The following is a 12,035-nucleotide window of genomic DNA, read 5'->3' as shown; positions in this document are numbered from 1 at the left end:
TCTGCAATCGTTGCTGCAGCAACAAGGGCTCGAATTCGAGCTTCACTAGCCGCGCACGAATGCGTCTGGAGTAGGCGCGGCGAAAGGTGAGGTCGACGAGAGTATGTCCGCCAAGCCAATTGCGCGGTTCATTCCTCCGCGAGGGGCGCGCGGCTCTGGGCCAGCCATCGCGATTCAATTAATGCGGGTACGGTAAATCCCCATTCTGAGGTATGTACGCTCAGATCGCTCTGCCGATAATTGTCTCGATCAAAGCACGTGATGGAGACTTTTATGAAAGCGCGGATGATTGCATGCGTTACAAGTGTCTGCCTCGCGGGCTGTAACACGATATCAAGCCTACCGCCGCCAGAGCCGCGAAGTGGTTTGGAGCTGAACGGAGCGCGGATGACTGTCACCGGGAATGTAAGTTCGCCGTCGTTTGATGCGCAGCGCGACCTAGTCGTAAATCCGTCGGACAGTGAATTTCGTAACCTGTTCGCATCGACCGGCCCATGTGGTAGACCGATCAAGGGGCCGGACATAACGCTCGGAGGGCCAGTGGCTGTGGCAATCCTGATAGCGCTATCCTCTGCCGCGATTGAATTATGGCAAGCAAAGTGGAAAGAAGAGTTTGATAGGCGGCAGAAGATGGCGGGACGGGATAGCGGCGCAAAGGTAGTAATGACCGCGGAACAGGCCAGAAGCGCCGACTGTATTGTGTTCGCACGATGGGCCGCCGGCGATTCGGAAGCAGACCCCGGCCTGATTGTCGTCTTAAAAGTTGAACGGCCGGCAGTGAAAAGAAGTGTTAAGGATGCACTCAACAATGTCGAAGCCAAAGCACCGGACCACTTCACGGCCCGACCTGTCTTCGTCAGGGCACGCAATAGCATTTCCGAAACTAAAAAGGGAGAACCGATTACTCTAGTTGTTGCTGTTGCATTGCAGCAGATCGTCAACGTACAAGGCGTTCCTGCCTTGGTGGACATAGGGGCGTCGACCACCAGGGTACGCAACGTCAAACTATCAGACGAAGTTCTCTGCGTACCGAAGGAGGGCAAGCCGCCTTGCGCGAAGTCCACAATTCACCCGCTGCCAAATGACGACGGAACGGTCGTAGTGGGAATAGGAATTCAGGAAGTTGGAGACCTGGGCTTCGAGGTAGATATGGCAAAGGCCGAAATTGACGCGATCGCTGCAGCCTTGGGCCCACTTTCCGGCCAGCTTATCAAGGGGCACTACGACAGGGAAAAGGTGAGAGAGTCACGGTGAGGTAGTCACCGCGCCACAGGGAGACCTTTTTCATTCGTCACTGTTCTTCTAGCCCTTAGGCGCGCAGGCCAGCCTGCGCCGATCATATGCGGCTGCGGCTACCCCCTGCGAAGCTGCGATAGGGCAGCGGCAGCTGGATGCCGCTGCGCCGCCAGGGGCGCGCCCGGTCGCCATACGACTTCGGCCGGACGCCCGCCTTACTTAGACATCGCGTCGACGTCAGCTTTCGCGCTCTTCCTCGTAGGCGTCTTGAAAGCGCTGAGTCTGCTCGCGATCAAAGCCCATGTGCGTCAGAAGATCTCTGACCGAAGCGTTGTAGCGGTAGGCCAGCTCAGCGGCGGTCCATACTGCCACGTCAGGGTTCGCCATCTGAATGGACTGCGATTCGCTGAAGCCCGTGATGAAGCCGAGCGTGTATTCCGCTGCAAAGGACGACATTTCGAACGCGTCTGGTGCGAAATCCGCGGCCATGCCTGCCCGGTAACCCGATTCGAGTGCTGAACGGCTGGCCATCACTTCGCCCCTTGCGAGTTGAACTGTTGAGTAGCGGAGTTGTAGCCCGCGCGCTCAGCCTGGAGATAGTAGGCTTCAGCCAATTTCAAGTTGGGTTCGACTACGCCAGAGAATTCATCCGGTGCATGCCCGGCAGGCGGCGGCATTAAAAATGAAACCAAGATGAGAGCAGACGGACCGTGACCCGCATCGGCTGCGCTGCGGTACAGATCGAACGCTTGCTTTCGGTCGCCTGCGCGCATTGCGAGTTTGGCGCCCAGCGAATAAAGCTCGGCGTACGACACCGGTTCGAGAAGATCAAGTTGTCCACTGCGCACCATTGCGAGGAGTTCGGTCACGAGCGAACGCGCGCGGACGCTGTCCTCGGCCCCCCCCCAGCCGTTAAACAACGCGTGAGCCAGTGACAACTTGGAAATCTGGCAACCGTTGGCCACGAGGCCCTCAAGGATTCGTACACCTTGTTGAGGGGACAGGCCTTCCTTCATGTTGACCAGGCGGACTGCGAGTGCTCCAGCGTAGGTTTCGATCAGCTCCAGCTGCTCAGGCGGATAGCTGCTGAGCGAATAGACAATAGTGTCGGTTTCACCCAGAGTCGGCACGCGGCCCGACCGCTCCAGATGTTTGAGCAACTTGAACGCTCTGACCTGGTCAGCCTGACTGGAGTCGCCGGCAGCGATCAAGTCGGCGAAATCATCCGGGTCGGAACCGAGGTCCGGCTTGGTTCCATCGGCGACGAGGCCGTCCACGGCGAGGATCTCGGCCTGGCAACCGGTATATAGCTGCTTGCCGAATCGACGCAGGCGAAGACGCGCGACAAAGCTCTGTACATCTTCGTCTTTGGGCCCAGCAAAGCCGCCGCCGGCGTCGTCGAATTTTGCATGTCCGTAGAAGGACGCGCGCAGCCAGCCTCCAATTTTCTGCGGCAGGGGGCCAATCTTGGCCGCCGAAAGCGTCTTAGGCGCGACCTTCAGCTCGAGATCCTTGTCGTCAAGGAACTCACCCGCCGTCGGCCGGGGGTTAAGCGCCTTGTTGATGGCGTCGCTGAGGATCGTCTCCTGGACGTCTGCGAAAAATCCCTTCAGCGAAATCTCCGCGAGCAGTTCGCGGTCCGGAAACCGCTTCAACAAGTCATCAAGCACGTACTGCAGGCGGAAAGCCAATCCCATCGTATCAATTCGTTCGGCCAGGCCCAGCTTTTCGATGCGGGGCCCCACGATCTGGGAATCGAACAGCCAGAGTTGTGCCGTCTTGAAATCGGCGGGCTCGATCTTGTCATTGACGGCCTTGGTGTAGGCCGCATAGCTGGCGTAGCCACGGGCAGCGGCAACGAGCTCGAGGGCCGTGGGCACCGAAATGGAACCGCCGACCTGGGCAGACAATTTGTCTGCGATGTCGCGGGCAAGAATGGTATTGCGTGCCTGAATAGGCAAGTGATTGCTTTGCATGACGTCAACTTCCGTATGTGTGCTGGAGAAATCGGTCGTTTAATTCGCCAGCCGCGGGGAAGGGAACTCATGGGCAAGCTAAGGCAAAGCGGAAGCAGCGTTCGCACCGACGAGACGGCACTGAGAGGACTCTGAAAGTCGACCACAACTTGAGAGACCAGCGTGTCCGACGCGCCCTCTGGCGGCGGCGGACTGGGAGGTCAAAAGATTCGCGGTTGCGATCTCAGACCTGTGCTGCGGATCGAAACTCTACAGGCCTTGCCATGGCAAGGCAAGCTCATGCGTGGCGTGCCCGAGGTTCGGCTCCAGCCGAAGTGCCGCGAAATGGCGCTAAGGCGTCGATGGGGCGCGCCAAGTCAAATCGCTATCTTTCGTTAACAGCCTTTTAGAGGAATGACTGCTCAGGCCTTGTAGGGAAGGACGTCGGCGTCTAAAATGTTTTAAGGTTCGTTAACAGCCATGGAGCTTGGCCCCAATGACCCACCCCGAAAGATCGAGACCCTCCCTGCCGAGCGTGACCGAAGACCTCATCCACGGTTCGCTGGCGGCCTGGTCCGATTCGCCCATGGAAGCATTCGAAGTCTGGATGGATTCGCGCAAATTGGCGGATTCGTCCCGTGTGGTGTATCGATCCCAATGGGCCGGATTCGTCCAATACCTGGATTCGCATGGGGTCGGATTCGACCGGGTGGATTCGTCCTTAATCCGGACCTATCTGGAAGGGACCGAGATCAAGTTGGAACAACGTGAGCGGATACACCGCTTGATCGAACGAGCCTTCAACGCAATCGCCAATAACCGCCTGGCCGCCACCAACCCCGCGGCGTCTGCTGCGGTGGCCAGGCGCCAAAGCTGGCGCTTGGCAGAGCGTAACGATGACACGGACTTTTTGGACGAGTCCGACCACAAGAGCGCGATCACCTGGATCGAGTCCGTTCAGGCTCCACAGGTGCGCAGGCCCAAAGCCACTACCGAGGTGTCCAGTGGGCGCGCTCCGCGCGCCTGGGTTTTCAGCCGAAACAGAGCGGCATGCGCAGTTCTTCTCGCAGGAGGGCTAAAGCCGTCTGAACTTCGCGAACTGGCCGTTAACGAAGTTTATTGCGAGTCGACCCGTGACGATCCCAATCGAGCTGCATCGAATGACATCCAGGGGCGGTTGCTGGAAGTGGAATTCAATGAGGGGGCGGACCTTTTAGAGGCAACGGCAACTGAACACGCTCAGGCTGTTAACGAAGAATATGACCGGGCGAGCAGTGTGCGGCAGCTCGGACTGCTGGTGCGCGGCACATCGACCACCCGCGAGCGTCGCCTGCGGCTTCCGGCCTATGCCTCTGCAGCACTAGCCAGCTGGATTTCCGCTCTACGTGCTACGGCGCCAGGCGCGGCAGCGGAAGGGTTCCCCCTCTTTCCCCGTGGCTCCGCCGGCGGACGTCTGTCCGTGCGCTCGATCGAGTACCTGGTTGAAGGGTTCTTCGAAGGTTTCGCGCGCCAGGAGGGCGCCGGCGAAAGTCGAATTACGCCCCAACTGCTGCGAAATAGCTTTGCGGCCGGCCTCTTCGCGCGCGGCGTGCAGCTCGACGACGTTCAAGAACGCATGGGCTATTTGATTGACGACTCGGCTCGACGCCTCCAGGCGGCATGGCGCCTGGCAACCGCCCAACCCGACTGAACCACATATGGTCCACCGGTATTAAAGGCAAATGGGCACCCTTACAACTCGCGAACCGCATGCAATCCTGCGCGAAAAGCTTGGGGAGTTCATTGTGATGAATGATAATATCTATTCATCCTAAGAATTCCCCGAGTTTAATCACAGGAAACCTTCGATCAAACTCGGCCCTGAACAGAACTTCGTAAAGGCCAGGACATATGTGGCGTCTCCCCCTCTTGATTACCGTCGGCAGCTTGATCCTTCTTGGAGTCCTGCTTGGTTTGTTCTACAGCGGCCCGATTGAGGTCCGCGCTCGCGCATGGGTAACCGATGTGCCGATGATCTTCCTGTGGCTGGCCTGGTGCGCAACGCTGGGCCGAGCAGCTGTATTTTTTCGTGATGTGGCGCGCTGGTCGGCTGCGGACGGCATGGAAGATGGAAAGGAAGTTGCTCCGCCGCCCCTGCGCACGATGATTATTACGCTGTGGCTTGCCGGCGCGTGGACGATCGCCGTCGTCTATGCGATTCCAGCCATCCGTGCGAATTTCTAGGTTAGGGGAAGCGCGCGCGGGAGGTCTTGCATCCGGACTGCCCGTTTGGGAGTGCCGTGCATCCCTCCCGCCGACGGCACGGGGCCGCCGTCAGGCATAGCCAACGCAAGCTTGGGCCTTAGAATGCATAGAACGTACAGTTCATATTTATAATAAATCGTACGACTAAGCAGCCGCCCGATCTTAAGCCATCTCCTGGAGACACTTTATGCGAGAAAATACCCGCCCGCCCTGGGCCGTGCCCGACAACTACGTCAGCGAAGCTCGCCCTCAGCAAGCATTTCGAGAACTGGTAGTAAACGGTTCCGTGACCGTGCAATTTCAGCGCGGCCCGCACCCGGCATTTTTCGTTGCAGGGGAAACTCCTGAGGCGGTAGCGTCCGTGAGGACCTATTTCAACGGCGATAAGCTCCTCATCGAGCGCGAGGGCATTACGGCCGTGCGCAGGGGCGCAAGTATCTCGATCAGCGGTTCCGTAAGTGGCCAAGTTTCGGCCAACGATATCCTAAACTTCAATAAAGCCGCCGACTTCCCAACTAGCGCGAAAGTGATGGTGGGGATCTCCTTGCTGGAGGCTCCTGCCGTCACCATCAAGGGCAGTGGCGACGCTGTTCTTGCGGATCTGGACCAGCCGAACTTGGATCTTTCGATCTCAGGTTCTGGCGATATCCGAGTGAACGGGAAGGTGGCGACCCTAGGTGCACGCGTCACGGGTTCCGGGGACATCGACGCGCACGAACTCTTGGCTGAGTCGGCAACAGTATCCGTGACTGGATCGGGAGACATCGAGTGTTTCGTTCGCTCTTCGGTCCGCGCTCGGGTGACCGGATCTGGCGATATCACGGTCCTCGGAAATCCCCAACATCGAGACCACAGCGTCTCTGGATCGGGAAAAATAAAGTTCCGATGAAGGGCAGGCGGTGCATGCACCAAGCCTTCTTGATGGAAGGTCGACCAGGTCCTCAAGTGCCTGGTCGAGCGGCCCAGTCCGCCGGCCGCGACCGTGTTTGTAGCCGCCCCCTTCCTGCAGACCCGCTAAAGGGTTACCCCTGCGCAGTTGCCTCCAAATCGTCGGCCGATTGCTCTACATGCACGATGGTGACATTCACCGAGCGCGATCGGCGGAAGATCTCCTTGAGCGTCACCACTTCAGCCCCGTAGAGCGCGGTAGCCCTGAGATACGGAGCGCGATTGGGCCGCCCACGCACGAATTGCACTGCGTCCTCCCAGGAAGCGACAGCAGCGGCGTCTTCGGCCGCGTCGCGAACAAACGCCATTGCCGCGTCTACTCGGCAGACCATTGAGGACAACGCCTTCCCGTACCGGACGGCTTCTGCGCAGAGCGTAGGGATATCCGATGTCGCAGCTCCTACGGTTCGCGCATAGACCGCCCACTTTCCGAGGTCGATGTCGTCTTCCGATTGATCCCGCGCCAAGGCACAACCATGCGCTTTGGCGAGCATGAACCACATGAACGCCGGGTCCTGGTCCGGTTCCCAGCCACGCGACGTGTAAACGGCTTCGCGAAAGGCATCGAATGCGTAGTAGAGTTCCACGTCGCTCATGGCAGTCAACTCAGGGAAGAACCCACGCAGCGCTGCAGCGGCATTCGGGTCATGCCAGTCCTGAGCATCAAATCCCTTCGCGTCCCACCGCATCTGCGGAGCTTCGCTGGCCCACAATGAGCCTACGTTGTCTTGCGCGACGCGAAAGGCGATTTGACGGGCGCTCGTCCAGCGCGCGGATTCCCGCTGCAGCTCCGCATAGGATTGCGCCGTGACTGGCGAGAAGCCCGCGACGAACGCTGTAGTCGTCTGGGCCCTGGTGTCGTTCGAATCTTGGGCCCCAGCGTGATCGTGCCGCAGCACCGCAGGGAAAGGCGGGAGATCGGTCGCGCGTACCGGGTCGACCAGGTTCAAGGTCTGGCCGCGAAACATAAACTCGCCAGTACCTGGCGCTACATCCCCGGAGAGCAGCGTGGCCAAGGCAGTATTCATCGCATCCTGATCGACAAAAGAACCCGGCACGGACGCGTTCAGCTCCCTGTGAACGATCTCCCGATTTCGCGACACGAAAAAGGGCTCCGGGACGACACCCCAGTCCCGCACTGCTTCCAGTGGTGACAGCATGCACTCGTGCACCCATTCTGCGACCTTATCCGCCGGCGGAAGCGAATCCGTCAGCCCGCGGAAATCTGCGGCTAATCCAAGTAGTTTCTTGAAGACGAAAACGCGACCGCTGTGAACGAAGTAGCGCACGCTGGGTACCATCTTCAAGCCGCAAAGCCACTCTGTAAGAGCAGACTCTCTCGCTTCTTCATCCCAGAACTCGTCACGAAAGATTGGGAATGGCGGGGTGACGGGGCTGCGGGCACCCAACGATCCGAACTGCCCTAAGGGAAGCGCCTCCGCAAGCGCACGGGCGTCCGCGTCACGGAGCTTGCCGGAGGCAGTCAAGTTGGCAATGAATGCTCGCTGCAGATCGCGAAGATCAAATTCGACCCGGGGCGGCGCGCCGGCGCGGGCGTACTGCTGCAGGTCGTGGAAATCACGGTACCCCATCGCGGCCGCCAGCACATTTTGCGACTGCGCCAGACCGCGAAGCTTGAACGGCCAGCGCTTGCTCAACAAGCGTGCCGACCTCGTGAAAAGCCCAGAGGAAAGATCGAATTTGGTGACGGGCATACGCATTCCAATTGCTCCTGTTGCGCACAGAGTCACGGGAGTTGGCTTGCCGCAGCTGGCGCGCTAAGAGTGTAGAAATGCGACCGAGGCACGAGCGATGTACGGATCTGACGGCACAGCCTTTGCCAGTTGCCAACGGCGGGATGCAGACCACACCCCACAGCCATACTATCAGAGCGGGTCGATCAGCCAAAGAATTTGGCCGCCCCATATTTGCCTAAAAAGAGATGCGGGAAAAGCCTTTGCGCTTCTACGACTACCCCAAATCCCGCCGCGAAATTCTTTGGATCACCTCCCTCCCTGTGTAGGATGGTTTTCAACTATTCAACCGAAGAGGTTTCAAGATGGGGCAAGCTAAGCAGCGCCGGCTGGCGCAGGAACGAGGCCGCGTACTCTGCAGCGAAATTGACCTGACGCGCGTCGCGGCGGCCGTTCAGCGCATCTGCGCCGCGGCCAGCGCCAATCTCGGGGTGGACTGCTTTTTGCAGGCGCGCATGGCGCAGCACGTCCTGCACCGCCTCGGCGTTTCTGCCGACCTGGTCATTGGGTACGCAGCATGGCGGGTGGGACCCGGGCCTGGCGATGTTATCTCGCACTACCCATCGGGTCACGCGATGGAGGGAAGCGCCGCATATCACGCCTGGGTTAGGGTCGAAGACCACATTTTCGACGTCACCACGAATACGCTTGCGCTGAAAGCAGAAATGCTCGACGTGCTGGACGGCGGGCACACCTCGGTGATCTGGGCACCGGCGTACCTGTGGCTTCCCATGGCCAGCTCGCGCAGCCTGCAGGAGGTTACCCAGGGTCTGCATGGAGGGGTTTCGTCCTACCTTCCGCACGCCGCCCTGCAGCAATTCGTGATGAACAATCTGGAGGCGTCCGACGGTACGAATGAAGCGCTGGCCTGGCTCGCATACCAAGCACCCGACTCCAGAGTATTGGGCCCGAACACCCTCATGGCTGCATAAGTTCGATTTTCGGGCGCTGCCCGGCTTTAGGCCCGGTGAATTCCGCTGGTACCATCCTTCCAGCGGCGGCCACCGGCGCGGCTTGCCCCTTTTATTCCAGCCCATTGCCTATGCTGCCGTCCTTAGAACGTTCTTCGCTGCGCGATCCCTATGGCGTGCCGCGCATTCATTTGCTTGAGGTGCGCCACCGAACCGACCCCGAGCACAATTTGGCCTGGATCCTGGTGGAAGTGATCGAAGAACGCGTGACGTTCGAGGGCAGGGCGCACGAAGCCACTCTGCGCCTGCAATGCCAGCCTGTGTCACCAACGTATCCGCCTCCAGCAGGCGCCTTCACGTTTGTGGCCAGCTATTGGCAACACATGAGCGCCATCAAACTTACGGGCACAAGCCTTGATGGCGGCGCAGTATTCGTCGATCCTGGTGAGCTTCGAGGACACCGCGTAGGGACTTATCTCATGGATTTGATTGTCAACTGGGCGCGACAGTGGCCAGAGGCAACAGTGCAGCCAATCAAGCTGCTTGCGGACCAGGGCCGAGGTGCCGCTGGCGTGCGTCGCAATCGCTTCTATGAGCAGTTTGGCCTCCGCTTTGCCTATACGTCGGATCAGAAGCTCGCTGGTGAATCGCTGCCGATGCCTGCTGGCGACCTGGTGCAATGTCGCACCTGGGAGCAGAATATTCGTATCCATGAGGTGCCTACTCTGCTGGCGCACCAGTTTGCTACGGAAAATGCCACGAACGAAGAGATTCGCCAACTGCGGAACGTGCAGAGGGACCTAATGAACGAGCGTCGCCAAGCAGAGGAACGCCCCTTCATTTGGCTATACCATCAACGACCTCGACTGATTGGCGGCTGCGCGCTTGCGGCGCTGGTGGTGCTCGTCGCCTGGAGACCGCTAGCGGCGATGTTCTGACTTGTCAGCGTGGCCGAGCCGCAGTGCGTTTGCAGCAGCGCGCACACCGGCGCGCGGCCATAGTTCGATTTCCCTCTCCAATAAGTTGGCCCGTAATGGGACCTGATCGCGGAGCATCGTCGCCATAGCGCGACGCCCGGCCGCACTGGTGCCCACGCTGGATGAGAGCACCTCCAGAACCGCGCGCTCAGGTTCCGACGCCAACACCACGGCGCCGCGAATCTCTACGAGCGATGTACCCGTAGCGGCCCCTATCTTTTCTGTGGGGGCGCAACGCTGCTGATAGCGCGCCGGAAAGCGCTCGGTGAACCAATCCGGCAGGCGCACGGCGTCAGCCCCCCAACATTCGAAAGCCGCCTGGGGGTCCCATGGGGTGGCCAGGCCGCGTGCGCGCAGCGCGGAGGCGCCGGCGAGATGCATGTGCGGCCACTTTGCCTGCAGGAAGGCGATGCACTTGTAGGGTTCCAACTCGTCAGCCGGAAAGGCAAACGTGCCACGGCCGAGCCTGAGCAGCCAATCCGTCTTGACGTAATAGTTGGCCAAGGCTGACGAAACTCCCACGCTTGCCAATTCCTCGACGCCGAGAGGGGCGCCTCTGGACAAGGTGGTATTCAATCGCTTCAAAGGACCGTCGCCGCGCATCAATTTTCCAGTTTTCCCACAATAGATTAAATTTTACGCGATCTATTGCGGGAATCTAAGCAATCGAAGTGCTCCGTTGAAACCCGGGCCGCTCCTAAGTTGGGGGGGCGGGGGGGGAACAGGGCTGTGGCGCGCGGGTTCAGCTCGTTCCATCTGCGACGCAGTGCAGCTCCAGCTCTTAGATCAGAACCAGCTGCACGCCAAGTGCGGGCGCAGCGTCTGCGAGCGCGTAGCGTGCGCCCCCGACACGGCGGAAGCGCTCGTAGCGCCGCAAGGTCTGACGCACCTTTTCCTTCCACCACGGATTCTCAGAGGGCCGTGCCCGCGCAGGCGCCAACGCTTGATAAATCGAAGCCAGGTCGGCCTCGCCGCCGAGCAAGCGCAGCACCGCTTCCACCGCCCGCGCCCAAACCGGTCCACGGTGGCCCTCAAGCTGAGCCCGGACGCTGCGAGGGAATTGATGCACGTCGGCGGTTTCTCGGTACAGAGCGAAGCCGAAGAGGCGCCGGCGGCCGTCCTTCGTGAAGGTCGCGAACACGAGTGGCAACTTCAGGCCTGGATAGATGTTGCGCGGAACCATCTCCTGGGCGATCGACCAGTCCTCGGCGTAGCCTGCGACGCGAGCCGCCGTCTGAAATGCATATGCAGGCAGCAGAAACGCCGCCTGGCCGCCAGACGGCAGCACCGCATGGGCACGCCGAAGCAGGCGATCGATCAAGTCCAGCTGAAAGGGGGGATTGCCAATCACCGCCGTGGGCGTCGCGGGCAGGGTGACGGTTTCGAAGTCGCCCTGCAATACAAGCCGCCCAGTGGCCGCGGCCGCCGCGCGGGCAAGGTGCGGATCGAGTTCTGATCCGAAGGCATCAACCTCCTGCGGAATCACCGCCAGGAACGAACCCGGTCCGCAGGTTGGTTCCCAGACAACGTCGCCTCGCGTCAGGTGGGAAAAATGGCGCTCATACAACGCTTCGGCTGCCCACCCAGGCGTGGGAAACTGCCCCAAGGCCATGCGGGTATCAGGGTGCGTCATGTCCTGCCTCCAACACGGTCAGGGTGCGAGCGGAGACTGCGCAAAGGTAGATCACATCGATGGTGAGGTCTTCACGCTCAAATACCTTCAGGATTACGCCACCGGCCCCCGTGATGTCCAGAACGCCCGAGTAGAAATCGGCCATGTCCTCATACGATTCCAAGCCTATCCCACGGTTACGGGGAAGGGGGGCGCCAGAGGCGAGATGCTTTTGCAACTCGCCGTACTGGTCTCGCGTTGATGCTGTTGCGCTGGTTGGATTGCCATTTTCGGTGCTCATAGGTGCTCCATGTGTACATGTGAGAACCATCCTATCGAGCAAGAATGACGCGCCCAAATTCTGCTCCGCGCATTCAGGGAAGGGCGCCCGCTAAATT

Annotated in this window: 12 protein-coding genes; 6 read left to right on the top strand and 6 right to left on the bottom strand. The window is 60.0% G+C overall.

Translation table 11 applies throughout. The features are described 5' to 3' along the window. Window positions 1-387: 387 nt before the first annotated feature. Window positions 388-1,254, top strand: a complete 867-nt coding sequence (locus RAS12_RS30985; protein ID WP_306952084.1) for a hypothetical protein — start codon at window positions 388-390, stop codon at window positions 1,252-1,254. 219 nt (window positions 1,255-1,473) lie between these two features. On the opposite strand, the gene RAS12_RS30980 is transcribed toward RAS12_RS30985, so the two are convergent. Both RAS12_RS30980 and RAS12_RS30975 read right to left on the bottom strand, forming a co-directional pair. Continuing rightward, on the bottom strand, window positions 1,474-1,767 hold the full coding sequence (locus tag RAS12_RS30980; RefSeq protein ID WP_306952082.1) for a DUF2623 family protein: 294 nt from the start codon (window positions 1,765-1,767) through the stop codon (window positions 1,474-1,476). Then, a complete protein-coding gene (locus tag RAS12_RS30975) occupies window positions 1,767-3,212 on the bottom strand; it encodes a hypothetical protein (RefSeq protein WP_306952080.1) in 1,446 nt (481 codons plus the stop codon). Before RAS12_RS30975 ends, RAS12_RS30980 begins: the two co-directional genes overlap by 1 nt. 475 nt (window positions 3,213-3,687) lie before the next feature. Here RAS12_RS30975 and RAS12_RS30970 point away from each other — a divergent pair, with 475 nt between their 5' ends. The 3 genes from RAS12_RS30970 to RAS12_RS30960 all read left to right on the top strand — a co-directional run bounded on the left by RAS12_RS30970 (window position 3,688) and on the right by RAS12_RS30960 (window position 6,324). Next, window positions 3,688-4,881 (top strand): site-specific integrase, encoded by a 1,194-nt coding sequence (locus RAS12_RS30970; RefSeq protein WP_306952078.1) that lies wholly within the window; start codon window positions 3,688-3,690, stop codon window positions 4,879-4,881. A gap of 218 nt (window positions 4,882-5,099) precedes the next feature. Next, on the top strand, window positions 5,100-5,414 hold the full coding sequence (locus RAS12_RS30965) for a hypothetical protein (RefSeq protein WP_306952076.1): 315 nt from the start codon (window positions 5,100-5,102) through the stop codon (window positions 5,412-5,414). A gap of 208 nt (window positions 5,415-5,622) precedes the next feature. Further along, window positions 5,623-6,324, top strand: coding sequence for a GIN domain-containing protein (locus RAS12_RS30960; RefSeq protein ID WP_306952074.1), 702 nt, complete (start codon window positions 5,623-5,625; stop codon window positions 6,322-6,324). A gap of 133 nt (window positions 6,325-6,457) precedes the next feature. Here the strand turns inward: RAS12_RS30960 and RAS12_RS30955 are convergent, their stop codons facing one another. Beyond that, window positions 6,458-8,104: a hypothetical protein gene (locus RAS12_RS30955; protein ID WP_306952072.1), complete on the bottom strand. Its 1,647-nt coding sequence runs from the start codon at window positions 8,102-8,104 to the stop codon at window positions 6,458-6,460. A 338-nt stretch (window positions 8,105-8,442) separates the two neighbouring features. Here RAS12_RS30955 and RAS12_RS30950 point away from each other — a divergent pair, with 338 nt between their 5' ends. Both RAS12_RS30950 and RAS12_RS30945 read left to right on the top strand, forming a co-directional pair. Beyond that, window positions 8,443-9,069: a hypothetical protein gene (locus RAS12_RS30950; protein ID WP_306952070.1), complete on the top strand. Its 627-nt coding sequence runs from the start codon at window positions 8,443-8,445 to the stop codon at window positions 9,067-9,069. Window positions 9,070-9,179: 110 nt separating this feature from the next. Next, window positions 9,180-9,986 (top strand): N-acetyltransferase, encoded by an 807-nt coding sequence (locus RAS12_RS30945; RefSeq protein ID WP_306952068.1) that lies wholly within the window; start codon window positions 9,180-9,182, stop codon window positions 9,984-9,986. Here RAS12_RS30945 and RAS12_RS30940 read toward each other — a convergent pair. From RAS12_RS30940 to RAS12_RS30930, 3 genes are all read right to left on the bottom strand, one after another. Continuing rightward, a complete protein-coding gene (locus tag RAS12_RS30940; RefSeq protein ID WP_306952066.1) occupies window positions 9,969-10,628 on the bottom strand; it encodes an AbiEi antitoxin N-terminal domain-containing protein in 660 nt (219 codons plus the stop codon). The two genes, RAS12_RS30945 and RAS12_RS30940, sit on opposite strands and share 18 nt — an antisense overlap. Window positions 10,629-10,806: 178 nt before the next feature. Further along, on the bottom strand, window positions 10,807-11,658 hold the full coding sequence (locus tag RAS12_RS30935) for a class I SAM-dependent methyltransferase (protein WP_306952064.1): 852 nt from the start codon (window positions 11,656-11,658) through the stop codon (window positions 10,807-10,809). After that, window positions 11,645-11,938 carry a hypothetical protein gene (locus RAS12_RS30930; RefSeq protein WP_306952062.1) on the bottom strand — a complete coding sequence of 98 codons (294 nt, stop codon included), beginning with the start codon at window positions 11,936-11,938 and terminating at the stop codon, window positions 11,645-11,647. The genes RAS12_RS30935 and RAS12_RS30930 overlap by 14 nt, the downstream gene beginning before the upstream one ends. Window positions 11,939-12,035 lie beyond the last annotated feature (97 nt).

It is taken from the genome of Achromobacter seleniivolatilans (genome assembly GCF_030864005.1).
In the GTDB taxonomy this organism is placed as follows: Bacteria; Pseudomonadota; Gammaproteobacteria; order Burkholderiales; family Burkholderiaceae_B; genus Achromobacter; species Achromobacter seleniivolatilans.
The sequence above is the reverse complement of the archived record's forward strand: the minus strand, read 5'-3'. Positions and strand labels throughout refer to the sequence as shown.

Coding starts and splice junctions, on each gene's coding strand:
- RAS12_RS30980 (WP_306952082.1), bottom strand. CDS start 1,767: ATGGCCAGCCGTTCAGCACTCGAATCGGGTTACCGGGCAGGCATGGCC.
- RAS12_RS30940 (WP_306952066.1), bottom strand. CDS start 10,628: ATGCGCGGCGACGGTCCTTTGAAGCGATTGAATACCACCTTGTCCAGA.
- RAS12_RS30985 (WP_306952084.1), top strand. CDS start 388: ATGACTGTCACCGGGAATGTAAGTTCGCCGTCGTTTGATGCGCAGCGC.
- RAS12_RS30975 (WP_306952080.1), bottom strand. CDS start 3,212: ATGCAAAGCAATCACTTGCCTATTCAGGCACGCAATACCATTCTTGCC.
- RAS12_RS30950 (WP_306952070.1), top strand. CDS start 8,443: ATGGGGCAAGCTAAGCAGCGCCGGCTGGCGCAGGAACGAGGCCGCGTA.
- RAS12_RS30935 (WP_306952064.1), bottom strand. CDS start 11,658: ATGACGCACCCTGATACCCGCATGGCCTTGGGGCAGTTTCCCACGCCT.
- RAS12_RS30930 (WP_306952062.1), bottom strand. CDS start 11,938: ATGAGCACCGAAAATGGCAATCCAACCAGCGCAACAGCATCAACGCGA.
- RAS12_RS30955 (WP_306952072.1), bottom strand. CDS start 8,104: ATGCGTATGCCCGTCACCAAATTCGATCTTTCCTCTGGGCTTTTCACG.
- RAS12_RS30970 (WP_306952078.1), top strand. CDS start 3,688: ATGACCCACCCCGAAAGATCGAGACCCTCCCTGCCGAGCGTGACCGAA.
- RAS12_RS30960 (WP_306952074.1), top strand. CDS start 5,623: ATGCGAGAAAATACCCGCCCGCCCTGGGCCGTGCCCGACAACTACGTC.
- RAS12_RS30945 (WP_306952068.1), top strand. CDS start 9,180: ATGCTGCCGTCCTTAGAACGTTCTTCGCTGCGCGATCCCTATGGCGTG.